A 22,933-nucleotide genomic window follows, 5' to 3' on the forward strand; every position below is an offset into this window, starting at 1 on the left:
CTGCTCTGGGCGGGGTCCTTTGTGTTGGCCTGAGCGTCCAGGGGCCTGCGATCAGCTCAACATCAGCACCGCCTGCAAGTGACCAACCAGAGCACCGATGACAGCGCCGACTGCGAATTGGGCACCGCATTCGTCCTGGCGCTCAGCTCAACATCAGCACCGCCTGCAGGTGACCAACCAGGGCGCCGATTACCGCGCCCACGGCGATCAGCTTCCACTCGTCCTGGCGGAACGCGGGGCGGAGGAGGCCTTCATATTCGACGCGGGTGAGTTGGTTCATCTTGGCGGCGATGGTGTTGCCGATGTCGAGGGCCTTGGTGGCGTAGGGCTCGGCTTGCAGCGCGGTGCTGTCGAGGTAGGCCATGGCCTTGTCGGCGGCGGCGTACTTCATCTCCTGGAACCGGCGGGTGCCGACGGCGACCGCGACGAATGGTTTGGCGATGCTGGCCTGGTCGTCGACCGACTTGCGGACGAGTTGTTGGATCATCTCCAGCAGCCGGTCCGAGCGGGGGCCGCGCAGGACGCCTTCGACGATGTTGGGCACGGTCATCACCTCGCGGGCGATCAGGTCGCCGTACTGGCGGGCGACCTCGGCCCTGCGCCGCTGGAACACGCCCTGGAAGGTGAGCAGTCCGAGGAACCTGGTGGGCTCGCGGGGGAAGAACACCAGTTTGATGGCGAGCCAGTCGGTGAACCAGCCGATGGCCGCGCCGAAGATCGGCAGCACCAGCGGTTCCCTGGTCAGCGCCCACACGATCGTCTGCACGACGCCGAGGGTGAAGCCGAAGTAGATGCCGCAGCGGGCGATGAACGCCATCTCGGGCCGGGAGATGTCGCGCACCAGCCGGACCAGCAGTTCCTTGTCCCGCTCCAGCGCGGTCACCGCGACCTGGCCGACGTCGAGCACGTCGCCGATGTTGGCCCGGACCTCGGCCATGACCTTGCCGACCAGCGCGGGGGCGCCCGCCTGCACCTGCTTGATGATCATGTCCTGGGCCAGCACCGGCAGCAGCTCCCACAGCTGCGGGTGGTGCTTCTCCAGCACCTCGCGGGCGATGCGGTCGATGGTGAGCAGCAGCGGGCCCTGGATCTGGCGGGCCACCTCGTCCGGGTCGAGCCGCTCGACCACCTCGCGCGGGTCGACCAGCCTGCTGGTGATCAGCTCGGCCGAGGTCCTGATCATCCGCGCCGAGTTGCGCGGCACCACGCCCTGCCAGCCCAGCCACGGTTCGGCGACGCCGACGAAGCGCAGCGGGCGGAACATCATCTCGATGGCCACCCGCTTGGTCACGTAGCCGATCACCGCGGCCACGAACGGCATCGACAGGTAGACCGGCCAGTGCCGGGCGAGGTCATCGAGGATGCTGTCGACGCCCACTCCCGGCCCTCCCGTTGTTGACTCGCGAGTAGATTAGCTCCGGAGAGTACGTCAGTGCAGGAGCACCAGGAGCTGCAGTTCGCCGACCAGGAAACCGATCACGGCGCCCACGGTGATCAGCTTCCACTCGTCCTGGCGGAACGCGGGCCGCAGCAGCCCCTCGTACTGCACCGGGTTCAGGCCCTGGATCTGCCGCACGATGGTGGCCCGGATGTCGAGCGCGCCGGTCGCGTAGCCCTCGATGTGGCGCACGGTCTCGGGCACGTGCTCGATCGCCCTGCGCGCGGCGGCCGCCTTCATCTCCTGGTAGCGGCGCGACCCGACGGCGGCCACGACCAGCGGCTTGGCCAGGCTCGCCTGCTCGTCGATGGACCGGCGCACCTCGCGCTCGACCATCCGGTGCAGCCGGTCGGCGCCCGGCCCGGTCAGCACGGCCTCCAGCACGTTGGCCACGGTGAGGATCTCGCCCGCGATCAGCTCGCCGTAGTCGCGGGCCACCGCCATCCGCCTGCGCTGGAACATGCCCTGCCAGGTGACCAGCCCGAGGAACCGCCTCGGCAGCCGCGGGAAGAAGATCATCTTCAGCGCCAGCCAGTCGGTCAGCCAGCCGGTGATGCCGCCGAAGACCGGCAGCACCCACGGGTTCTTGGTCAGCGCCCAGGTCACCAGCTGCACGACCCCGATGACCAGCCCGAACCAGATCCCGGACCGGGCGATGAACCGCATCTCCGGTGCCGCGGTGCCCCGGATCAGCCGGTTGAGCACCGCCTTGTCGCGCACCAGCGCCCGCACCGCCATCGCCTTGACGTCGAGCAGCGCCTCGATGTCCTGGGCGACCTCGCGCATCAGCCGCTCGACCACCGCGGGCGCCTCCCGGCGGATCCGCCCCAGCACCCGGTCCTGCGCCTGCCTGGGCAGCAGCTCCCACAGGTTCGGCTGGTACTCGGCGAGCACGTCGCGGGCGATCTCGTCGACGGCCCGCTCGATCGGCCCGCGCAGCTCGTCGGCCACCCGCTTGGGGTCCAGCCGCCCGAACACCTCGCGCGGCGCGATCAGGTTGGTGGTCATCAACTCCATCGCCACCGTGGCCATCCGCTCGGCGTTGCGCGGGATGACCCCCTGCCAGCCGAGCCGCCACACCCCGACGAACTCCAGCGGTCGGAACATCATCTCGATCGCGGCCCGCTTGGTGACGTACCCGATCACCGCGGCGACCACCGGCATGGACAGGTAGACCAGCCAGTGCTCCCGCAGATCGGCGCCGATCGCCGCCCAGTCCACCCCGTCCACCTCCCCACCGGAGGTGATCCTCCATACAGGACCAGCCGAGTCTCGCACGCCCCCCGGCCGGTGCCCCGCTCACGCGCGACATCTCCCCGAGATCTCCAGAGCGTGAAGAACTGGCGCAGGAGAGCGGGCCGTGCCGGGGCTCAGGCCGGGGCGGTGCTGGTGCGGCGGGTGCGGCTGACGACCCAGCAGACCAGGTAGATCAGGAAGGAGATGGCGGTGACGAAGGCGCTGACCGGGGTGCCGGGTGCCAGCGACAGCACGATGCCGCCGACCGCGGAGATCTCGGCGAAGAGCACCGCGAGCAGGGTCGCCTTGAGCGGGCTGGCGGTGACGCGGCAGGCGGCTGCGGCTGGGGTGACCATCAGCGCCAGCACCAGCAGCGACCCGACCGTGCGCACGCCGAGCGCGGTGGCGGCGCCGACCATGACCGCGAACACCACCGCGAGCCCGGTGACCGGGATGCCGCGCGCCTTGGCGACCTCCGGGTCGACGCTGGCGAACAGCAGCGGCCGGTAGAGCGCGGCGAGCAGGCCGAGCACCACGATCGCGCACCCGCTCAGCAGCGCGACGCTGGCGAAGTCCTGGCCGACGATCTGGCCGGTGAGCAGGCCGAACTTGTTCGACGACCGGCCCTTGTAGAGCCACAGCATGAGCACGCCGAGGCCGAGGCCGAAGGCGAGGACGACGCCGATCACCGAGTCGTAGTCGGAACTGCGCCGGGAGAGCAGGCCGAGCACCAGCGCGGCCACGATCGCCCCGGCCAGCGCGCCGTTGCCGATGTCCCAGCCCAGCAGCAGCGCGGCCGCTCCCCCGGTCAGCGCCAGCTCGGCGGTGCCGTGCACGGAGAAGGCCATGTTGCGGCTGACAATCAGCGGGCCGAGCACGCCCGCGAGCAGGCCGAGCACGGCGGCGACGACCAGCGCGGTCACCACGAACGGCAGCTCGAGGAGCTTGAGGGTCAGCTCGACGTCGAACAGCTTGTCCATCAGCGCTCCGCCAGCTGCTCGGTGTGGTGCGCGCCGTCCTCGCACAGGTCGCTGTGCGCGCCGACGATGTGGATCTGGCCGCGCACCCGGACCACGGCGATCTCGGTGCCGTAGAGCTCCGAGAGCGTCTCCGAGGTCATCACCTGCTCGGGCGGGCCGATCCGGAACCGGCCGTCGACCAGGTAGAGCACCCGGTCGACCAGCGGCAGCACCGGGTTGATCTCGTGCGTGACGAACAGGACCGCGCTGCCAGCGTCCCGGCGGCGGGCGTCGATCAGGGTGCTGACGGCGCGCTGGTGGGCCAGGTCCAGGGAGAGCAGCGGCTCGTCGCAGAGCAGCACCTCGGGGTCGCCGACCAGGGCTTGCGCGACCCGCAGGCGCTGCTGCTCGCCACCGGAGAGCAGGCCGACCGGGCGGTCCGCGTACGCGGTGGCACCGACGGCGGCCAGGGCGGCGTCGACCCGTTGGCGGCGTTCCCGCATGCCGCCGATGCCCAGGCCCCAGCGGTGCCCGTCGTAGCCGAGGCCCACCAGGTCGCGACCACGAACAGCGACCGTCGGGTCCAGCGCGCGCTGCTGCGGGATGTAACCGATGTGCCGGTTCCCCCTACCGGGCGCCGCACCAGCGACGCGCACGGTGCCCGCGCTGAGCTTCTGCTGCCCGAGCAGGACCCGCATCAGGCTGGTCTTGCCGGAGCCGTTCGGCCCCAGCACCGCCACGAACTCACCCGGTTGGACGTCCAGGTCGAGCCCGTCCCAGAGGGTCCGGTCGCCATAGGACAGCCGGGCCCCGGAGAGCGACACCGCCGGGGTGCCGCCACGTGCCTCGGTCATGCCGCCGCCACAGCACCGGCGAGCGCGTCGACCTGCTTGGTCATCCAGTCAAGGTATCCGGTCACGCCCGGTGGCAGCGTCTCGGTCACACCGACGACCGGGACGCCCGCCGCGCCCGCCTGCTCCTTGAGCCGCTTGGTCACCGGGATCTCGGTCTGGCTGTTGTAGACGAGCGCGACGACCTGCTTGCCGGTCACCAGGGCCTCGGCGTCGGCGACCGCGGCGGCGGACGGGTCGGACTCCTCTTCCACGGCCTCGGCGAACTCGGCCGGGGTGACGTCGTCGAGCCCGGCGGTGCGCAACAGGTACGCGGCGACCGGCTCGGTGGACAGGACCTTCGCGCCCGGCTTGCGCTGCCCGATCTCGGCGGCCTTGACGGTCAACTCCTGGACGGACTTGTCGAAGTTCGCGGCGTTCGCGCGGAAGGTCTCGGCCTTGTCCGGCGCGACGGCGGCGAGTTCCTCGGCGACCTTGCCCGCGACCTTGCGGACGGTCTCCATGTCGTACCAGACGTGCTCGTTCTCGGCGTGGCTGTGCTCACCGTGGGAGTGGGCGGTGTCGCCGGGGATGGGCTCGGCGTCGTGGTCGTTGGCGTCCGGGTCGGCGAGGTCGACGGCGACGATGCGCCGGACGTCGACGCCGGAGGAGTCGACCAGGGTGGTGAAGAAGTCGTCGTAGCCGCCGCCGTTGGACAGGACGACGTCAGCGCCCGCGAACGCGGTGGCGTCCGACGGCTTGGCTTCGTAGCCGTGCGGGTCGGCGCTGGGGTCGCTGAGGATCGCGGTGACGGTGACGTCGTCGCCGCCGATGGCCGTGGCCACGCTGGCCCAGACGTTGGTGGAGGCGACCACGGTGACCCGCCCGTCGGCCGCCGGCTGCCCCTGTGAGTCCCCACACGCGGTCGCGGTGAGCGCGACCAGCCCGGCGATGGCGGCGGCGGTGCGCAGCGGTCGGCGTCCGGACCCCGTCGCGGCGGGGGTCAGGCGGTGGGTCATGGAGCACTCCTGGGCCTGTCGGGTGTGCCTTCATCCGACCCCGGGGCGGCGACGACACGAGAATGGAAACCGTTGTCGGTTTGAGCGTACGCCACCACCCGGCCCGGGTGTAACTCGACCGGGTGAGACCCGTTCGGCGGCCTCCCCCCGTTAGTCGGGCTTCTGCAATTGGTTCTGAACCGTTACGGTCAGTCCATGGCGCGGTCAACACATGTGCGACGCCCGGCGACCCTCGCGTCGTTGGCGGCGGAACTGGGGGTCTCCCGGACCACCGTGTCCAACGCGTACAACCGGCCTGACCAGCTCTCACCCGAGCTGCGCAGGCGCGTGCTGGAGACCGCCAGGCGGCTGGGCTACCCCGGCCCGGACCCGGTCGCGCGATCACTGCGCACCCGCAAGGCGGGGGCCGTCGGACTGCTGCTGACAGAGAACCTCTCTTACGCGTTCCGCGACCCCGCGGCCCTCGGTTTCCTGGAGGGCTTGGCGCTGGCGTGCGAGGGCGCGGGGCAGGGTCTGCACCTGGTCCCGGTGAACCCCGAACGCGAGGACGTCGCCGCCGTGCACCGCGCGGGGGTGGACGGTTTCGTCGTCTACTCCGTGCCCGACGACGACCCGCACCTGGCGGCCGTCCTGTCGCGACCGGTGCCGACGGTGGTCGCCGACCAGCCGCACGTGGAGGGCGTCGACCGGGTCGGCATCGACGACCGGGCCGCGATCACCGCACTGGCCAAGCGCCTCATCGCCCTCGGCCACCGCCGCGTCGGCGTCCTGTGCATGCGCCTCACCCGCGACCGCAACGACGGCTTCGTCTCCACCGACCGCGCCGAGACCGCCACCTTCCACGTCCAGCGCGCCCGCCTCGCGGGCCTCACCGACGCCTTCAGCGCCGTCGGCGTCGACTGGGGCCGCGTCCCCGTCGTCGAGCGCTTCGACCACAGCATCTCCAGCGGCGCCTCCGCGGCAGCCCAACTCCTCGACGCCGACCCCCACGTCACCGCGCTGATCTGCACCTCCGACATCCTCGCCCTAGGCGCCCTCGCCGAAGCCCGCCGCCGCGGCCTGCGCGTCCCCCAGGACCTGACCGTCACCGGCTTCGACGGCATCGCCGACGCCGACCGCGCGGGCCTCACCACCGTCCGCCAACCCGTCCTGGAAAAAGGCCGAGCCGCGGGCAAACTCTTACTGGCCTCCGTGGACCCGACCCGCCCCCGCGAGATCACCCTCAACACGGAGCTGGTCCCCGGCGCCACCGCCGCCCCACCCCGCACCGCCGAAGAACGCTGGTTCGGCCCCTGACCGTCTGTCCACAACCCCTGAGCGCCAAGCGGGTCAGGGGTTGATGGTGAAGGTGAGGGGCGGGCCTGCCACGGGGCCTACTCGGGCGGTCAGGGTGTAGGTGCCGGGTTGGACTGTGGTGCGTTGGGTGGGGCAGCCGGGGGCGGAGGTTCGGCCTGCCCATTTGACCTCGAAGGTCGTGCGCTGCCCCGGGGCGAGGATGGTGGGTTCGGCGCCGTCTGATGGGGTGCAGTCGTTGCTGGACCAGAGGCGGGTGGGGCCCGCGGTGATGATGAGTTCGCGTTGGGCTCGGCCGATGTCGCGGGTGCAGGGGACGGGGCCGGTGTTGGTGATGACGACGCGGAGTTCGGGGCGGCTGCCGGGGCGGAACGCGATCGGGTCCATTTCGGCGGCGATGGCGATCACCGGGTCGGGGCAGGGCAGGTTGGGGTCCGGCGGCGGTGGAGGCGGTGGAGGCGGCGGCGCGGCGGGGGCAGCCGGGGCAGCAGCAGCCGCCGAGGAAGTAGCCGGAGCAGCGGAGGACGACGGGGCCGTGGTGCTGGTCGTCGGCGGGGCGCTGGACGGGGGTGCGGCGAGGCCGAGGGGGTCGACGGCGTCGTCGCCGAGCAGGCCGGTGATGAGCCAGGTGAGCAGCAGGACCGAGGCGACCGCCGCGCCCACGGCGATCACCCGTCGGCGCAGGTAGACGGATCGCGGGAGGGGCTCGTCGGTGTCGATCACCCCGGGAACGGTAACGCCGGACGGGTGTCCTCCTCTTCGGACACTCCTGCCCTATCGGGCGATGTCGCGCACGCTGGAAGACACGATCAGTGAGGTTTCTCAAAGTCCCTTGTCTGGCAACTGGGAAACGAGTTCCAATGGGTGGCCTGGAATGTCCGAATCCGGAGGTTGCCGTGACCGCCATCGACGACCTGCTCCAACGCCACATCGACGGACCCGACCACGGTGCCCCCGAGGTGCCGACACCGGTGCCCGGGTTGCACCTGGCGGTCGTGACCTGCATGGACGCCCGCATCAAGGTGTTCGACGTGTTCGGCCTGCGCCACGGCGAGGCGCACATCATGCGCAACGCGGGCGGGATCGTCACCGACGACGTGGTGCGGTCGCTGTCGATCAGCCAGCGCAAGCTGCAGACCCGCGAGGTCATCGTCATGCAGCACACCTCGTGCGGCCTCTCGACCTTCACCGACGACGAGTTCCGCGAGGAGCTCGAGGGCGACACCGGTCTGCGCCCGACCTGGGCGGTCGAGGCGTTCCGCGAGGTCAAGGACTCGGTGCGGCAGTCGGTGGAGCGGGTGCGGCGCAGCCCCTTCATCCCGCACACCGGCAACGTGCGCGGCTTCGTGTACGACGTGCGGACCGCCGCGCTCACCGAGGTGCTCTAACTACACTGCTCGGCGTGATCGACACCCTGCTGGACTGGTTCGACGAGAACGCCCGCGACCTGCCGTGGCGGCACCGGGGCACCACCGGTTGGGGTGTGCTGGTCAGCGAGATCATGCTGCAGCAGACGCCGGTGGCGCGGGTCGAGCCGATCTGGTTGTCCTGGATGGCGCGGTGGCCGGTGCCCTCGGCGCTGGCCGCCGAGACCCAGGGCGAGGTCGTGCGGGCGTGGGGCAAGCTCGGCTACCCGAGGCGGGCGCTGCGGTTGCACGCCGCCGCCGGGGTGATCGCCGACGAGCACGGGGACGTCGTACCGTCCGATGTGGACACCTTGCTCGCGTTGCCCGGCATCGGCGCCTACACCGCCCGCGCGGTGGCCGCGTTCGCCTACGGTCAGCGCTGCCCGGTGGTCGACACGAACGTCCGCAGGGTCGTCGCGCGAGCGGTCAACGGCGCGGGCGACGCGGGTCCGCCGTCGACGACCAGGGACATGGCCGAGACCGAGGTACTCCTACCTGAGCAGCCCGCGCGTGCGGCTAAGGCGTCGGCCGCGTTGATGGAGTTAGGCGCTGTCATCTGCACTGCCCGTGCGCCTCGCTGCGTGGACTGCCCTGTCATCGCCAGTTGTGCGTGGGTGCTCGCCGGTAGGCCTGCCTACGACGGTCCGGCCAAGGCGGTGCAGAAGTTCGCGGGCACCGACCGCCAGGTTCGCGGCCTGCTGCTCGACGTCCTGCGCGGCAGCAGCGAACCCGCCGAGAAGACCCGACTGGACGTCGTGTGGGGTGACGCGGGCCAGCGGGACCGGTGCCTGCACTCGCTGCTGGTGGACGGCCTGGTCGAGCAGACCGCGGACGGCCGGTTCGCCCTGCCCGGCGAGCACCGCTGACCGGGGTGGGAGGCTGACCGCATGGCACAGGCAGTTGTGGTCCTGTTCGACGACCGGGCCAACGCGGCGGTCACCAGGCTGCTCGACCGGCTCGACGCCGCCGGGGTGCCCGGTGCGCGGCGCTTCCCGCCGCACGTCACCTTCGCCATGGCCTCCGACATCCCGGCGAAGACCCGCGCGGCTCTCAAGGCCGACCTGCGGGTCCTGTCGGTGCCGAACCTCTGGCTCTACACGCTGTCCGCCTTCGCCAACACCGAGAACGTCCTGATGCTCGGCGCCGTGGTGGACACCGAACTGCTGGCCGTCCACTCCGCCGTGCACGACGTGTTGGCGGGCAAGGTGAAGAACCCCAACAGCTACTACCTGCCCGGGTCCTGGGTCCCGCATTGCACGCTCGCCAACGGGGTGTCCGACGAGCAGGCCGCGACCGCCTTCCGGACCCTGTTCCCCGTGGAGCCGGTGCAGGCCAAGGTCGCCGGGGTCGCGATCCTAGACACGGTCACCGGTGACCTCGACGTCCTCGTGTAGGACCCACGACAGGAACGCCTCCACCGCGCCCTGGTACGTCCTAGGTGCGGAGTCATGCACCAGGTGGCCCGCGCCTTCGACCACGAGGTGCGTTCCCCCGCCGGGCACGCGAGCCGCGATCTCAGCCTGCTGACCGGCAGGCATGACCGTGTGCTCGGCCTCGATCACCAGCACCGGGCAGCGGACGCGGTCGACGAGGTCCCAGTACGCGTGCTCGCCCCACTCGGCGGCGATGTCGACCAGCTCGTGCGGTCCCGCGACCAGGTGGTACCCGTCGGCGCGTTCCTCGACGCACTCGCTGAAGTAGTCGGCTGCCGGGCCGAAGAACTCCCGCACGTGCCGCATCGACGCGAACGGGACCGGCCAGGCGTCGAACAGGGCGCGCCAGTCGTCGACGGTGCGACCGCGCAGGTCGACACCGACGTCCTCGAGCACGAGGCCGCGCACCAGGTCCGGGTGCTGGGCGGCGAGCGCGATGCCGTGCAGACCGCCCATCGAGTGTCCGATCACGACAGCCGGTGCGCCGAGGCCCGCCACCAGTTCGGCCGCGTCGGCCACGAAGTCCGGTGTGCGCCACTGTCCACCCCGGTGCGGACTGCGACCGTGCCCGCGCGCGTCGACGCCGATCACGCTGCCGTGCCGGGTCAGCCATGGCGCGACCGACCACCAGGTGGCCGCGCGGCCCATGAGCGCGTGCAGCAGCAGGATCGGCGGGCCGTCGCCGCCGAAGGTGACCACGTCAGGCCTGCTCATGCGGGTGAGTCTGCCGGAGTCGACACCGGCGGTGCCCGCGACGGGCCATGATGGAGGCATCCCCCTAGTGCTTGGAGTCGCTGTGGTCCGTGCCCGAGTTGTCTGCGTGCTGCTCGCCGCGAGCGCGTTGGCGGCGTGCACCACCCCCACTCGGCAGGAGGAGCCGCAGCCGCCCGAGCCGTCGGAGCAGGCCAAAGTGCCTGGTGCGGCGGGTATCGGCGACCCGTACTACCCCGACGACGGCAACGGCGGCTACGACGTCACCGGCTACGAGGTGGCCATCAGCTACGACCCGGCGACCAAGCGGCTCGAGGGCGACACCACGGTCGCGGCGACGGCGGACGCGGCGCTGGCCCGGTTCAACCTGGACCTCACCGGCTACGACGTGTCCGCTGTGGAGGTCGACGGCACCGAGGCGCGGTTCAGCCGGGAGGGCGCGCACGAGCTGGTGATCACCCCGGCCGCGCCGGTCGCGGCAGGCGCGGTGTTCCGCACCAGGGTCACCTACGCGGGCAAGCCCAAGGTCGAGAAGGACGCGACGCTGGGGGTCAGCGGCTGGCAGATCTCCGCGTCCGGGGGCGCGTTCGTCGCGGGCGAGCCGCACTCGGCGTCGAGTTGGTTCCCGGTGAACGACCACCCGCTGGACAAGGCCACCTTCCGGCTGACCGCGCGGGTGCCGGAGGGCTGGTCGGTGGTCTCCAACGGCCGCGAGGAGTCGACCGGCACCGAGGGCGGCTGGACGACGTCGACCTGGGTGGAGCCGAACCGGATCGCCCCGTACCTGACCACCGTCGGCATCGACAAGTGGACCTTCGACCGGTCGGCGCTGCCCGACGGCACCCCGGTGGTCGACGCCTACGCCCCCGGGGTGGTGGCCAAGCGGTCCGTCGAGTCGCGGCTGCCCCAGGTGCTGGCGTTCCTGGCTGGCAAGTTCGGCCCGTACCCGCAGAGCGCGGCTGGCGGGATCTTCCTCAACGAGGGCATCTCCTTCTCGCTGGAGACCCAGACCAGGCCGATCTACGCCAAGTGGGCGGAGCTGGACGTGGTCGTGCACGAGCAGGCCCACCAGTGGTTCGGCAACAGCGTGTCGCTGGAGCGCTGGTCGGACGTGTGCCTCAACGAGTGCTTCGCCTCCTACGCGCAGTGGCTGTGGGACGAGGGGGAGAACGGCGTCGACCTGGACAGGCTCTACCGCACCACGGTGGCCCGCAAGACCGACTCGTACTGGGACCGCAAGCTGGTCGACATGGGCGCGGGCAAGGAGTTCACCGCGGTCTACGACAAGGGCCAGCTCGCGGTGCACGCGCTGCGCCGCAAGCTCGGCGAGGAGAAGTTCGACACCCTGCTCAAGCGCTGGACCAGCACGCACCGCGACGGCAACGCTTCCTGGGCCGACTTCGAGGCACTGGTCGACGAGGTCGCGGGCACCGACCTGCGGCCGTTCCTGGACGCCTGGTTCCGCCGAGCGGGCAAACCGGGCGACGACGACCTCTACCCCGGGAGCCTGCGCAAGTAGGCTGTGCGCATGGCAATCGTGAAGATCAACGCGATCGAGGTCCCCGACGGCTCCGGCCCCGAGCTGGAGAAGCGGTTCGCCGCCCGGCTCGGCGCGGTCGACGGGCAGCCCGGCTTCCTCGGCTTCGAGCTGCTGCGCCCGACCGGCGGCGAGACCCGCTACTTCGTCTACACCCGCTGGGAGACCGAGGAGCACTTCCAGGCGTGGATGGGCGGCTCGGCCAAGGAGGCGCACGCGGGCGAGCGGGCCAAGCCGGTCGGCACCGGGTCGAGCCTGCTGGAGTTCGAGGTCGTGCAGTCGGCGGGTCCGAAGGGTGACGGCTGAGCTCGACCGCGCCGCCGAGGCCATCGCCACGGCAGGCGCGGTGCTGGTGTGCGCGGGGGCGGGCATGGGGGTCGACTCCGGGTTGCCCGACTTCCGCGGCACCGAGGGCTTCTGGCGGGCGTACCCGCCCTACCAGCGCTTGGGGTTGCGGTTCGAGGAACTGGCCGACCCGGTGCACTTCGCCGACGACCCGGAACTGGCGTGGGGCTTCTACGGCCACCGGCTGGCGCTGTACCGGACGACCGTGCCGCACAGCGGGTTCAAGGTCCTGCTCGACTGGGGCGCCCGGGTGTTCACATCCAATGTGGACGGACAGTTCCAACTGGCCGGGTTCACCGACGTGGCCGAGGTGCACGGTTCCATCCACCACCTCCAGTGCACGCTGCCGTGCCGCAGCGACGTCTGGGCGGCCGAGGTGGACGTGGCCATCGACCCGGAGACCATGCGCGCGGTCGGCGAGTTGCCCGCGTGCCCGACCTGCGGAGCCCTTGCCCGGCCGAACATCCTGATGTTCGGCGACTCCTGGTGGGTGCCGGACCGCAGCCAGTCCGTTGTGGACGACCTGGCGCGGTGGCGGCGGGCGGTCCGCGACCTGGCCGTGGTGGAGATCGGTGCGGGACAAGCGGTCCCGACGGTGCGGCGGTACTCGGAACTGGCCAGCGCGGCCTCCGGTCGGCTGATCCGGATCAACCCGCGCGAGCCGGAAGTCCGGCACGGCAGGGGGATCTCGCTGCCGATGCCCGCCGCGGAAGCGCTCGCCGAGATCCAGGCGCGCGTCAACAGCTGAGAAGGCGCGGCAGGGAATCCCTGCCGCGCCTCTTCGTGGTAGGACTCAGCCCACGCGCTTGCGGTACGCGCGCAGTGCCAGCGGGAAGAAGACCGCCGCGATGCCGATCCCCCACAGGAACGCCCATCCGGCGTCGCCCACCCAGTCGCCGCCGAGCAGCAGGCCGCGGGCGGCGTTGGCCAGGTGGGTGACCGGGTTGATGTCGACCCAGACCTGGAGCCAACCCGGCAGCGAGTCCGACGGCACGAACACGTTGCTGCCGAAGGTGAGCGGGAAGATGAACGCCACCAGGGTGCCCGGGACCGCCTGCGGGCTCTTGACCAGCATCCCGACGAACACCGACACCCAGCACAGGCACAGCCCGAAGGCGATCAGCAGCGCGATCGCGATGAGGAACCGGCCCGGGTCGGTCTGCACCCGGAAGCCCATGATCACCGCGACGGTGAACAGGACGGTCAGCGTCACCACGAACCGCACGACGTCACCGAGCACCGCGCCGATCAGCGGGGCCGACCGGGCGATCGGCATGCTGCGGAACCGGTCGAACACGCCCTTGGTGATGTCGGTGTTGAGCGCCATGCCGGTGCCGAGGCTGGCGAAGGCGATGTTCTGCACCATCAGGCCGGGCAGCAGGACCTGCAGGTACGCGTCGGTGCTGCCCTGGATCGCGCCGCCGAACAGGTAGACGAACAGCAGCAGGAAGATGATCGGCTGGAGCGTGACGTCCAGCAGCGACTCGGGGTTCTTGCGGACCTTGGTGACCGCGCGGCCCGCGAGGGTGAACCCGTGCCGCAGCGCGCTGCCGGGGCTGATGTGGGTGGTGGGGGCGATAGCGGTGGTCATGCCAGGCTCCCTTCGGCGACCGGGGCGCTCGGGGTGGTGCGACCGGTGAGGGTCAGGAAGACGTCGTCGAGGCTCGGCAGGCGCAGCCCGATCTCGTCGGCGGTGATGCCCGCCTCGTCGAGCCTGCGCACGACCGCCGAGAGCAGCATCGGGTTGTCCACCGGGGTGGACAACAGGCCGGCGTCCGCGTTGACCAGCGGATCGATGCCGGTCAGGTCGCGCAGGATGGCCGCGATCGCGGGCGTGTCGGCGGCCACCGTCGGCCGGACCTGCAGGCTCTGGCCGCCGGTGCGGCGCTTGAGCTCGTACGGGGTGCCCGCGGCGATGACCTTGCCGTGGTCGATGACGGTGATGAGGTCGGCGAGCTGGTCGGCCTCCTCCAGGTACTGGGTGGTGAGCAGCACCGTCACCCCCTCGTCGACCAGGCCGCGCACGGTCGCCCACACCTCGTTGCGGCTGTGCGGGTCCAACCCCGTGGTCGGCTCGTCCAGGTACAGCACCTGCGGTCGCCCGACCAGGCTCGCGGCCAGGTCGGCGCGCCTGCGCATCCCGCCGGAGTAGGTCTTGACCGACCGGCCCGCGGCGTCGCTCAGCTCGAACTTGGCCAGCAGCTCGGCGGCCCGCGCCTTGGCGGCGGCCTTGGGCAGGCCCAGCAGCTTGCCGATCAGCACCAGGTTCTCGGTGCCCGACAGGTCCTCGTCGACCGAGGCGTACTGCCCGGTCAGACCGATGATCCCGCGCACCGCGGTGGCCTGCGAGACCACGTCGTACCCGGCGACCCGGGCCCACCCCTCGTCGGCGCGCAGCAGCGTCGCCAGCACCCGGACAGCGGTCGTCTTGCCTGCGCCGTTCGGACCAAGGACCCCCAGGACCTTGCCAGCCGGTACCGCGAGGTCGACCCCGTTCAGGGCAACCGTGTCACCGAAGCGCTTGACCAGCCCCTCGGCCTCGATCGCGTAGGACATCTTCGCCCCCTCCTTCTCGTTCGGACCCAGCGTCGCCCTCGCCGCTGTCAAACCACGCACAGGACACTGTCAGCGGTTGACAACACCGCCCGCCCTTCTCAGGCATCCTGGTCGTATGACGGCGCACCAGACCGAGGACGTGGCGGTCCCGACCGACGAGGACCACGCCCCACCCCGACGCCGTCGCCGCCGCGGCGTGACGTTCTTCCTGGCCCTGCTGGTCGCGCCGCTGATCGCGATCGCCGTCATGCGCCTGGGTGGCATCGACGGCAACAACCTCACAGCCATCACGCTGGCGCTGACCCCGTACGTGGCCGGGTACGGCGCCGTCCTCACGCTGCTCGCCCTGGCGCTGCGCCGCAAGGTGATCACCGCGCTCGCCCTGGTGCTGACCCTGTCACTCGGTGTGTTGCTGCTCCCCCGACTGCTGCCCGACGGCGACCCCGTCCCCCAGGGCCAGCGGGTGCGGATGATGACCGCCAACCTGATGATCGGCCGCGCCGACCCCGAGGTCCTGGTCTCCCTGGTCCGCGACGCCAAGGTCGACGTGCTGACGCTGCAGGAACTCACCCCGGCCGCCCTCGCGTCCCTCGACGCCGAAGGCCTCGGCGACCTCCTGCCCTACCGCGCCGTCCAACCCGTCCCGGGCGGCGAGGGCGGCGGCATCCTCTCCCGGATCCCGCTGCGCCAGATCTCCCTGGTCGAGAACACCACCTTCGAGAACGTCGCCGCCGTGGTGGACCTCTCCGGCCCCCTCGACATCGAGGTCGTGACCATCCACATCGTCCCCCCGACCACCAACGACACCGCCCGCAAGACCTGGCAACGCGAACTCGGCCAACTCCCCGCCCCCGACGCCAAAGGCCGCCCCCGAATCCTCTCCGGCGACTTCAACGCCACCCTCGACCACCACGCCTTCACCGGCCTCCTGGACCGCGGCTACGACGACGCCGCCGAACTCACCGGCGAGGGAATGCGCCCCACCTGGTCCTCCAAGTCACCCCCCAGCCCCCCCGTCACCATCGACCACATAGTCATGGACCGCCGCCTCCACGCCACCTCCGTAGCCGTCTACGACCTCCCCGGCAGCGACCACAACGCCGTCTTCGCCGAACTAGCCCTCCCCCGCTAACCCCCCACCCCGTCTCCCCGACCGCCTTATCCCAACGCTCCACCAAGCCCCCACGCCAGTCCCAGCCCACCACTCACGACTGGCGAAGACCCAACAACGTTGGCCCCCAAGCACCCGCCGACAACGTTGGCCCACCATCGCTCCACCACGGCGCTGGTGCCAACTACTCGATGGGGCGGACTTGTTTTGTGTGGGGGAGGACCACCCGTAGCGAAGCGAAGGCAAGAGACCCCCTACTCCTCCGCCCCAATCCCCAACACCCGATTGAGCTCAACCAAAGCAGCCGCCCGATCAAGCCCCATCCCCGCCGCATGAGCGGCGGCATGCCCATCCGCCCCCAACGCAGCAGTCAAATCACCACGCAACTTCACTACCACCGGATTCCCCAAATCCGGCGCCCCCCGAATCACCTCCGCCAGCGCCAAGAGACGCGCAGCACCAGCAGCATCCCCCGCGGCCAGCAGTGCCTGGGCCGTGACCTCAGCCAACGAACCGATGAGCGGCATGTCGCCGATATCGTTCATAAGCGACACAGCGGTAGCGAGATGGGTCATAGCCGCGGCGGGGTCGTTCTCGGCGAGGGCGATCTGGGCGGTGATGCTGCTGTAGAGCGAGAACCAGTGCGGGGTGTGGTTGTCGATGGTGGTCAGCGTCGCCTTGCACTGGGCGATCAGGGACTTGGCGGCGGGGAGGTCGTCGCGTTGGCAGGCGATGGAGGCGAGCCAGCCGTAGAGCAGGGCCTGGTTCTCCTGGGTGCTCGACGACTTGGCCAGGTCGAGGGCGTGGCGCAGGTCGGCCTCGGCGCCTGTCAGGTCACCGGCGCGGGAGCGTTGGACGCCGAGCTTGCCGAGCACACCGGGCATCTCGTCGACCGAGCCGAGTTCGGTGACCAGCCGCACGGATTCCTCGTTGGCCGCGATGGCGCCCGCGTGGTCGCCGCGCAGTGACCTGCGGTCGGACACCTGGCCGATGGCGATGGCCTGCCCCCAGCGGTCGCCGAGGGCCCGGAACGCGGCGAGGGCGCGCTCGCCCGCTTCCTCCGCCTCGGCGAGGTAGCCCTGGTTGTCGTGCAGGAAGGCCGCCGCGAGCAGGGACAGGGCGCGGGCCCACGGGTCGGGGTGGTTGGCGCCCCGGCCGAGCCCGGCGATGGCGTCCTCGGCGTCGCCCGCGAAGGCGGCCAGCATCGGCTCGAGCATGGCCATGATCGGGTAGTGCGATATCGCGTCGGTGGCGACCAGGTCGGCGCGCAACGTCCGGAGCAAGTCCTTGTCCACCAGTCCGCCGGACTCGACGAACGCGGCCATCGACCGCAGCGTGGCCCTGGCGTGCGGCGGCGCGTCCCCCGGGATCGCGGCCACCTCGACGACCAGGTTCAGCGCCTCCCGGTGGTGACCGCCGATCATCCAGAACCAGCCCGCGCTGACCGCCATCCGGTGCGCCAGGTCCGCGTCCCCGACGGCGATGGCGTACCGCAGGCCCGCGAGCAGGTTCTCGTGGTCGGCGGTGACCCTGGCCAGCCACCACACCTGCTCGGGTCCGCGCAGCCGGGGCTCCGCTTCCTGCAGGTACGCCAGGAAGTACCGGCAGAACGCCTGCCGCACCTGCTCGGTCTCGCCCAGCTCGGTCAACCGCTCGGCGGCGTAGGCGCGGACGGTCTCCAGCATCCGGTACCTGACCTGCCCGTCCCGGCCCTCGGCTGCGACCACGATGGACTTCTCGACCAGCGACGCCAGCACGTAGAGCACGTCGTCGACGGGCAGCAGGTCGTCGTCGGCGGCCACGGCGGTGATCGACTCGTCCAGGGCGGCGACCGGGAACACCGACATCCGGGCGGCGAGCACCCGCTCCGGCTTCTCCAGCAGGTCCCAGCTCCACTCGACCACCGCGCGCAGCGTCCGGTGCCTGGGCAGCGAGGTGCGGCTGCCGCCGGTGAGCAACCGGAACCGGTCGTGCAGCCGCTCGGCGATCTGGCCGACCGTCATCGACCGCAACCGTGCCGCCGCCAGCTCTAGCGCCAAGGGCAGCCCGTCGAGCCCCCGGCAGATCTCCGCCACTACGGCCGCGTTGCTGTCGTCCACTCGGAAGCCTGGTGATGCTGACTCGGCGCGGTCCGCGAACAGCCTGACCGCCTCGGCCTCGGTCACCTCGTCCGGGCGCGCGCTCTCCGCAGGTAGACCTAGCGGGCCGAGCGGGTACGCGGACTCTCCGGTGATGGCGAGCGGTTCGCGGCTCGTGGCCAGCACGCGCAACCGTGGGCAGCGGGCCAGCAACCCGTCCGCCAACGCCGCGGCGGCCTCGATGAGGTGCTCGCAGTTGTCCAGGACCAGCACGCTGCGCTGGCTGCCGAGCACCTCGACCAGCCGGTCGAGCGCGGTCCCCGGCCGCGGCGCCGGGTGGGTCTCGATGAGCCGGGACTCGCGGATGCCCAACGCGGCCAGCGCCGCCGCCGTCACGTCGTCCGCGGCGCGCACGCCTGCCAACTCGACGAACCACGACATGCCGTCCAACCCGGCCACGACCTCGCGGGAGAGCCGGGTCTTGCCGGCGCCCCCGGGGCCGACCAGCGTGACCAGCCTGGTCGAGTCCAACAACCGGGTGACCTCGGTGAGCTCGGTCCGCCTGCCCACGAAGCTGGTCAACGCCGCGGTCACGGCCTTCACCGGCGCGGGCGCGATCTCACCCCGCAGCACCGAGACGTGCAGCTCCCGCAACTCCTGCGACGGCTCGACCCCCAGCTCCTCGGCCAACACCCGCCGCGCCTGCTCGTACGCCGCGAGCGCCTCGGCCTGCCTGCCGGACAGGAACAACGCCTTCACCAGCAACGCGGCCGGTCGCTCGCGCAACGGGTGCTCAGCCACCAGGGTCGACAGCTCGGCGATGACCTCCGTGTGCCGCCCATCCCGGATCTCGGCATCAATGCGATCCTCACGGGCACCGACCCGCAACTCCCCCAACCGCGCCACAACGTTGCCCGCGAACGGCGCGTCCTCCAACCCGGCCAGCGCGGGGCCGGTCCACAGCCCCTCAGCGTCGGCCAGCACCCGCGTGGCCTCCGCGTACCGCCCCTCCCGCGCCGCGGCCCGCCCCGAGGCCACCAACCGCTCGAACCGGTGCACATCGACCTGCTCGGCCGCAACAGCCAACCGATACCCCGCCGGATGCGACTCGACCAGCCCATCCGCCCCCGCCCGCAACCCCCGCCGCAACCGCGACACCAAGGACTGCAACGCATTGGTCGCATCCGCGGGCGGCTCATCCCCCCACAACCCAGCGACCAACTCGGCCACCGACACCACCCGCCCGGCGTCCAACGCCAACCGGGCCACCAACATCCGCAACCGAGCCCCACCCAGCCCGACAACCGCCCCGTCCTGCCCAACGAGACGCAGCGGGCCGAGCATCGCCACCTGCACACCCCCAGCTTTCCAGACCGGCCGCTCCGGGGGCTGCCAGGCATGCGGTGCGGTCGTCGGGGTTATCCACAGGGGCGCTTTCGGGCGGGGCGATTTGTCTGGGGTGACCGGTAGGCTGGATATCGGGGGGTGCTTGGGGTGGTTTGATCTTGTGGGTGTGCTGCGGGCTGGGGATCTCCGGGTCTCGTGCCTCCGCTGCGCTGCGGTAGACGCCTCGGCTGCGCCATCGAACAGGCGCGAGTTTCGAGCTTTGCTCGATGGGGCGAACTCATTTTGTGCGGGGCCCCGGGACCACCCTGGGAAGGGCTAAAAGCAGGGGGCCACAGAGCGGCCCTCCCCTGCCCCTGACGACGCTACGGGTGGTCCTCCCCCACACAAAACAAGTCCACCCCATCGAGCCGGCCTGGCACCAGCGACTTCGTGGAGCGAGGGCGGGCCAACGTCGGTGGCGGGCGTCTTGGGCCGACGTCGGTGGCGGGCGCGTGGGGCAACGTTGTTGACGGGCCACCGGGGGGCCAACATTGTTGGCGGGTGCTTTAGGGCCAACGTCGTTGGGGCTTCGCCAATCGCGACGGGTGGGTTGATATTGGTATGGGGATTGATGGAGCGGGGTGCCGCTGGAGAGTTAAGGATGAGGTGGATTCGGGAGTTGAGCGGGAAAAGAGAACGGCCCCCAGGGGGATCCCTGGGGGCCGTTCTCGGGGTCTAGCGGTTATTCGCCTGCGGCTGCGTCGGATTCTCCGGTGGAGGAGAGTTCGACGGGGAGGGAGTCCGGGACCCGGGTGGGCTTGGGCTCGCCGCGGAAGACGAAGTGGGCCTTGTCGGCGTTGGCTTCTTCGCCGTCCCAGCCCTCGACGTCGGTGAGGATGATCTGGCCGGGGGTGATCTCGCCGAAGAGGATCTTCTCGGAGAGCTGGTCCTCGATCTCGCGCTGGATGGTGCGGCGCAGCGGGCGGGCGCCGAGGACCGGGTCGAAGCCGCGCTTGGCGAGCAGCTTCTTGGCCCTGTCGGTCAGCTCGAGCGCCATGTCCTTGTTGCGCAGCTGGGTTTCCACCCTGGCGATCATGAGGTCGACCATGGTGATGATCTGGGCCTCGTTGAGCTGGTGGAAGACGATGATGTCGTCGATGCGGTTGAGGAACTCCGGGCGGAAGTGCTTCTTCAGCTCGTCGTTGACCTTGTTCTTCATCCGCTCGTAGTTCGAGCCGGTGTCGGTGCCGGAGGTGAAGCCGAGGCCGACCGCCTTCGAGATGTCCTGGGTGCCCAGGTTGGAGGTGAAGATGATCACGGTGTTCTTGAAGTCCACCGTGCGGCCCTGGCCGTCGGTGAGGCGGCCGTCCTCCAGCACCTGCAGGAGGGTGTTGTAGACCTCCTGGTGCGCCTTCTCGATCTCGTCGAACAGCACCACCGAGAACGGCTTGCGGCGCACCTTCTCGGTGAGCTGGCCGCCCTCCTCGTAGCCGACGTACCCGGGGGGCGCGCCGAAGAGCCGCGAGGCGGTGTAGCGGTCGTGGAACTCGCCCATGTCGATCTGGATGAGCGCGTCGTCCTCGCCGAACAGGAAGTTCGCCAGCGCCTTCGACAGCTCGGTCTTACCGACACCGGACGGGCCGGCGAAGATGAACGAGCCCGACGGGCGCTTGGGGTCCTTCAGACCCGCGCGGGTGCGCCGGATCGCCTGCGAGACCGCCTTGACGGCGTCCTCCTGGCCGATGATGCGCTTGTGGAGCTCGTCCTCCATGCGCAGCAGCCGGGAGGTCTCCTCCTCGGTCAGCTTGAACACCGGGATGCCGGTCCAGTTGGCCAGCACCTCCGCGATCTGCTCGTCGTCGACCTCGGCGACGACGTCGAGGTCGCCGTCCTTCCACTGCTTCTCCCGCTCGGCCTTCTGCGAGAGCAGCTGCTTCTCGTTGTCGCGCAGCTTCGCGGCCCGCTCGAAGTCCTGCGCGTCGATCGCCGATTCCTTCTCCCGGCGCACGTCGGCGATCTTCTCGTCGAACTCGCGCAGGTCCGGCGGCGCGGTCATCCGGCGGATGCGCATCCGCGCGCCCGCCTCGTCGATGAGGTCGATCGCCTTGTCCGGCAGGAACCGGTCGTTGATGTAGCGGTCGGCCAGCGTCGCGGCGGCCACCAGGGCGGCGTCGGTGATGGTCACCCGGTGGTGCGCCTCGTAGCGGTCGCGCAGGCCCTTGAGGATCTCGATGGTGTGCTCGAGGGAGGGCTCGCCGACCTGGATCGGCTGGAAGCGGCGCTCGAGGGCCGGGTCCTTCTCGACGTACTTGCGGTACTCGTCGAGCGTGGTGGCGCCGATGGTCTGCAGCTCACCGCGGGCCAGCATGGGCTTGAGGATGGACGCGGCGTCGATCGCGCCCTCGGCGGCACCCGCCCCGACGAGGGTGTGGATCTCGTCGATGAACAGGATGATGTCGCCGCGGGTCTTGATCTCCTTGAGCACCTTCTTCAGGCGCTCCTCGAAGTCACCGCGGTAGCGCGAGCCCGCGACCAGGGACCCGAGGTCCAGGGTGTAGAGCTGCTTGTCCTTGAGCGTCTCGGGCACCTCGCCCTTGACGACCATCTGGGCCAGGCCCTCCACGACGGCGGTCTTGCCGACGCCGGGCTCGCCGATCAGCACGGGGTTGTTCTTGGTGCGCCGCGACAGCACCTGCATCACCCGCTCGATCTCCTTGGTGCGCCCGATGACCGGGTCCAGCTTGCCCTCGCGCGCCGAGGCGGTGAGGTTGCGGCCGAACTGGTCGAGCACCAGGGAGGACGACGGGGTGCCCTCGCCGCGGCCACCGGTCTCGGTGGACTCCTTGCCGCCCTGCGAGTACCCGGACAGCAGCTGCAGGACCTGCTGGCGGACGCGGTTGAGGTCCGCGCCCAGCTTCACCAGTACCTGCGCCGCGACACCCTCGCCCTCGCGGATCAGACCGAGCAGGATGTGCTCGGTGCCGATGTAGTTGTGCCCGAGCTGCAGCGCCTCGCGCAGGGACAGCTCGAGGACCTTCTTGGCCCGCGGCGTGAACGGGATGTGACCGGACGGCGCGTGCTGGCCCTGTCCGATGATCTCCTCGACCTGCTGCCGCACGCCCTCGAGGGCGATGCCAAGCGACTCGAGGGCCTTGGCGGCGACGCCCTCGCCCTCGTGGATCAACCCAAGCAAGATGTGCTCGGTGCCGATGTAGTTGTGGTTGAGCATCCTGGCCTCTTCTTGAGCCAGGACGACCACCCGCCTCGCGCGGTCGGTGAACCTCTCGAACATTCGCCACTCCCTGACAGCTGCGCCGGCGGCCCTTGTCCACGTCCTGCACGTGGAGTCAGCACCGTGAGACCACTGTAGTAGGCCCGACCCCGGCCTTCAGTGCCACTCGCGGCCGGTGCCCAGCTCTGCCGATCCCCTTCTCGTCTACCCAACGTGCGGGTGCCCGGGTGGATTCCGCAAGACGTGGCGTGTCCGCTGAGCGCGAACAAGACCACCCGCCCAGGTGGGGCAGGTTCCTGCCAGTGGTCAGCCGCGGGTCAGCGGCAGCAGGTAAGGTAAGGCATGCCTCACTAGCGGAAGGCCCAGGAAGGGGGCGACCGTGCGGAGCAGCTTGAGCCCCCGTCGGGCGGACACCCGCCTGGC

19 protein-coding genes are annotated in these 22,933 nt (G+C 70.7%); 8 read left to right on the forward strand and 11 right to left on the reverse strand.

Annotation, left to right across the window (positions count from 1 at the left end):
* Positions 1 to 142: 142 nt before the first annotated feature.
* From LV79_RS02880 to LV79_RS02900, 5 genes are all read right to left on the reverse strand, one after another.
* Positions 143 to 1,378, reverse strand: a complete 1,236-nt coding sequence (locus LV79_RS02880) for a DUF445 family protein (RefSeq protein ID WP_372495255.1) — start codon at positions 1,376 to 1,378, stop codon at positions 143 to 145.
* A gap of 51 nt (positions 1,379 to 1,429) precedes the next feature.
* Positions 1,430 to 2,659 carry a DUF445 family protein gene (locus LV79_RS02885; protein WP_253831730.1) on the reverse strand — a complete coding sequence of 410 codons (1,230 nt, stop codon included), beginning with the start codon at positions 2,657 to 2,659 and terminating at the stop codon, positions 1,430 to 1,432.
* A 149-nt stretch (positions 2,660 to 2,808) separates the two neighbouring features.
* Positions 2,809 to 3,654 (reverse strand): metal ABC transporter permease, encoded by an 846-nt coding sequence (locus LV79_RS02890; RefSeq protein ID WP_253831733.1) that lies wholly within the window; start codon positions 3,652 to 3,654, stop codon positions 2,809 to 2,811.
* Positions 3,654 to 4,487 carry a metal ABC transporter ATP-binding protein gene (locus LV79_RS02895; RefSeq protein WP_253831736.1) on the reverse strand — a complete coding sequence of 278 codons (834 nt, stop codon included), beginning with the start codon at positions 4,485 to 4,487 and terminating at the stop codon, positions 3,654 to 3,656. The genes LV79_RS02890 and LV79_RS02895 overlap by 1 nt, the downstream gene beginning before the upstream one ends.
* Complete coding sequence (locus LV79_RS02900) at positions 4,484 to 5,482, reverse strand: metal ABC transporter solute-binding protein, Zn/Mn family (protein WP_253831738.1); 999 nt, start codon at positions 5,480 to 5,482, stop codon at positions 4,484 to 4,486. The genes LV79_RS02895 and LV79_RS02900 overlap by 4 nt, the downstream gene beginning before the upstream one ends.
* 195 nt (positions 5,483 to 5,677) lie before the next feature.
* On the opposite strand from LV79_RS02900, the gene LV79_RS02905 reads away from it, so the two are divergent.
* Complete coding sequence (locus LV79_RS02905) at positions 5,678 to 6,778, forward strand: LacI family DNA-binding transcriptional regulator (RefSeq protein ID WP_253831740.1); 1,101 nt, start codon at positions 5,678 to 5,680, stop codon at positions 6,776 to 6,778.
* Between the two features lie 33 nt (positions 6,779 to 6,811).
* Here LV79_RS02905 and LV79_RS02910 read toward each other — a convergent pair whose 3' ends face one another.
* Complete coding sequence (locus tag LV79_RS02910; protein WP_253831742.1) at positions 6,812 to 7,498, reverse strand: hypothetical protein; 687 nt, start codon at positions 7,496 to 7,498, stop codon at positions 6,812 to 6,814.
* A gap of 173 nt (positions 7,499 to 7,671) precedes the next feature.
* On the opposite strand from LV79_RS02910, the gene LV79_RS02915 reads away from it, so the two are divergent.
* The 3 genes from LV79_RS02915 to LV79_RS02925 are packed head-to-tail and all read left to right on the forward strand — an operon-like array spanning position 7,672 to position 9,575.
* Positions 7,672 to 8,163: a beta-class carbonic anhydrase gene (locus LV79_RS02915; RefSeq protein ID WP_253831744.1), complete on the forward strand. Its 492-nt coding sequence runs from the start codon at positions 7,672 to 7,674 to the stop codon at positions 8,161 to 8,163.
* 14 nt (positions 8,164 to 8,177) lie between these two features.
* Positions 8,178 to 9,047: an HhH-GPD family protein gene (locus LV79_RS02920; protein WP_253831746.1), complete on the forward strand. Its 870-nt coding sequence runs from the start codon at positions 8,178 to 8,180 to the stop codon at positions 9,045 to 9,047.
* A 21-nt stretch (positions 9,048 to 9,068) separates the two neighbouring features.
* The gene (locus tag LV79_RS02925) at positions 9,069 to 9,575 is read left to right on the forward strand and encodes a 2'-5' RNA ligase family protein (RefSeq protein ID WP_253831748.1); all 507 of its coding nucleotides are present in this window, start codon (positions 9,069 to 9,071) and stop codon (positions 9,573 to 9,575) included.
* Here LV79_RS02925 and LV79_RS02930 read toward each other — a convergent pair.
* Complete coding sequence (locus tag LV79_RS02930; protein ID WP_253831750.1) at positions 9,537 to 10,328, reverse strand: alpha/beta fold hydrolase; 792 nt, start codon at positions 10,326 to 10,328, stop codon at positions 9,537 to 9,539. The genes LV79_RS02925 and LV79_RS02930 overlap by 39 nt on opposite strands.
* Before the next feature lie 82 nt (positions 10,329 to 10,410).
* Between LV79_RS02930 and LV79_RS02935 the strand changes: the two genes are divergently transcribed.
* The 3 genes from LV79_RS02935 to LV79_RS02945 are packed head-to-tail and all read left to right on the forward strand — an operon-like array spanning position 10,411 to position 12,955.
* Entirely contained in the window at positions 10,411 to 11,844 is a 1,434-nt protein-coding gene (locus LV79_RS02935; RefSeq protein WP_253831752.1) for a M1 family metallopeptidase, read from the forward strand.
* A gap of 9 nt (positions 11,845 to 11,853) precedes the next feature.
* Positions 11,854 to 12,168: an antibiotic biosynthesis monooxygenase family protein gene (locus tag LV79_RS02940; protein WP_253831754.1), complete on the forward strand. Its 315-nt coding sequence runs from the start codon at positions 11,854 to 11,856 to the stop codon at positions 12,166 to 12,168.
* A complete protein-coding gene (locus LV79_RS02945) occupies positions 12,158 to 12,955 on the forward strand; it encodes an SIR2 family NAD-dependent protein deacylase (protein WP_253831757.1) in 798 nt (265 codons plus the stop codon). Before LV79_RS02940 ends, LV79_RS02945 begins: the two co-directional genes overlap by 11 nt.
* Positions 12,956 to 13,000: 45 nt before the next feature.
* Here the strand turns inward: LV79_RS02945 and LV79_RS02950 are convergent, their stop codons facing one another.
* On the reverse strand, positions 13,001 to 13,798 hold the full coding sequence (locus LV79_RS02950; protein WP_253831759.1) for an ABC transporter permease: 798 nt from the start codon (positions 13,796 to 13,798) through the stop codon (positions 13,001 to 13,003).
* Complete coding sequence (locus LV79_RS02955; protein ID WP_253831761.1) at positions 13,795 to 14,763, reverse strand: ATP-binding cassette domain-containing protein; 969 nt, start codon at positions 14,761 to 14,763, stop codon at positions 13,795 to 13,797. Before LV79_RS02955 ends, LV79_RS02950 begins: the two co-directional genes overlap by 4 nt.
* Positions 14,764 to 14,878: 115 nt before the next feature.
* On the opposite strand from LV79_RS02955, the gene LV79_RS02960 reads away from it, so the two are divergent.
* Positions 14,879 to 15,895: an endonuclease/exonuclease/phosphatase family protein gene (locus tag LV79_RS02960; RefSeq protein WP_253831763.1), complete on the forward strand. Its 1,017-nt coding sequence runs from the start codon at positions 14,879 to 14,881 to the stop codon at positions 15,893 to 15,895.
* Positions 15,896 to 16,128: 233 nt separating this feature from the next.
* On the opposite strand, the gene LV79_RS02965 is transcribed toward LV79_RS02960, so the two are convergent.
* Entirely contained in the window at positions 16,129 to 19,296 is a 3,168-nt protein-coding gene (locus tag LV79_RS02965; protein WP_253835729.1) for an AfsR/SARP family transcriptional regulator, read from the reverse strand.
* Between the two features lie 724 nt (positions 19,297 to 20,020).
* Positions 20,021 to 22,570, reverse strand: a complete 2,550-nt coding sequence (locus LV79_RS02970) for an ATP-dependent Clp protease ATP-binding subunit (protein ID WP_253831765.1) — start codon at positions 22,568 to 22,570, stop codon at positions 20,021 to 20,023.
* Positions 22,571 to 22,933 lie beyond the last annotated feature (363 nt).

This window comes from Actinokineospora globicatena, from assembly GCF_024171945.1.
In the GTDB taxonomy this organism is placed as follows: domain Bacteria; phylum Actinomycetota; class Actinomycetes; order Mycobacteriales; family Pseudonocardiaceae; genus Actinokineospora; species Actinokineospora globicatena.

What these genes read in the sequence shown, in the direction of transcription:
- LV79_RS02890 (WP_253831733.1), bottom strand. Translation starts at nt 3,654, where the DNA reads ATGGACAAGCTGTTCGACGTCGAGCTGACCCTCAAGCTCCTCGAGCTG.
- LV79_RS02895 (WP_253831736.1), bottom strand. Translation starts at nt 4,487, where the DNA reads ATGACCGAGGCACGTGGCGGCACCCCGGCGGTGTCGCTCTCCGGGGCC.
- LV79_RS02900 (WP_253831738.1), bottom strand. Translation starts at nt 5,482, where the DNA reads ATGACCCACCGCCTGACCCCCGCCGCGACGGGGTCCGGACGCCGACCG.
- LV79_RS02905 (WP_253831740.1), top strand. Translation starts at nt 5,678, where the DNA reads ATGGCGCGGTCAACACATGTGCGACGCCCGGCGACCCTCGCGTCGTTG.
- LV79_RS02925 (WP_253831748.1), top strand. Translation starts at nt 9,069, where the DNA reads ATGGCACAGGCAGTTGTGGTCCTGTTCGACGACCGGGCCAACGCGGCG.
- LV79_RS02930 (WP_253831750.1), bottom strand. Translation starts at nt 10,328, where the DNA reads ATGAGCAGGCCTGACGTGGTCACCTTCGGCGGCGACGGCCCGCCGATC.
- LV79_RS02940 (WP_253831754.1), top strand. Translation starts at nt 11,854, where the DNA reads ATGGCAATCGTGAAGATCAACGCGATCGAGGTCCCCGACGGCTCCGGC.
- LV79_RS02950 (WP_253831759.1), bottom strand. Translation starts at nt 13,798, where the DNA reads ATGACCACCGCTATCGCCCCCACCACCCACATCAGCCCCGGCAGCGCG.
- LV79_RS02955 (WP_253831761.1), bottom strand. Translation starts at nt 14,763, where the DNA reads ATGTCCTACGCGATCGAGGCCGAGGGGCTGGTCAAGCGCTTCGGTGAC.
- LV79_RS02960 (WP_253831763.1), top strand. Translation starts at nt 14,879, where the DNA reads ATGACGGCGCACCAGACCGAGGACGTGGCGGTCCCGACCGACGAGGAC.
- LV79_RS02965 (WP_253835729.1), bottom strand. Translation starts at nt 19,296, where the DNA reads ATGCTCGGCCCGCTGCGTCTCGTTGGGCAGGACGGGGCGGTTGTCGGG.
- LV79_RS02970 (WP_253831765.1), bottom strand. Translation starts at nt 22,570, where the DNA reads ATGTTCGAGAGGTTCACCGACCGCGCGAGGCGGGTGGTCGTCCTGGCT.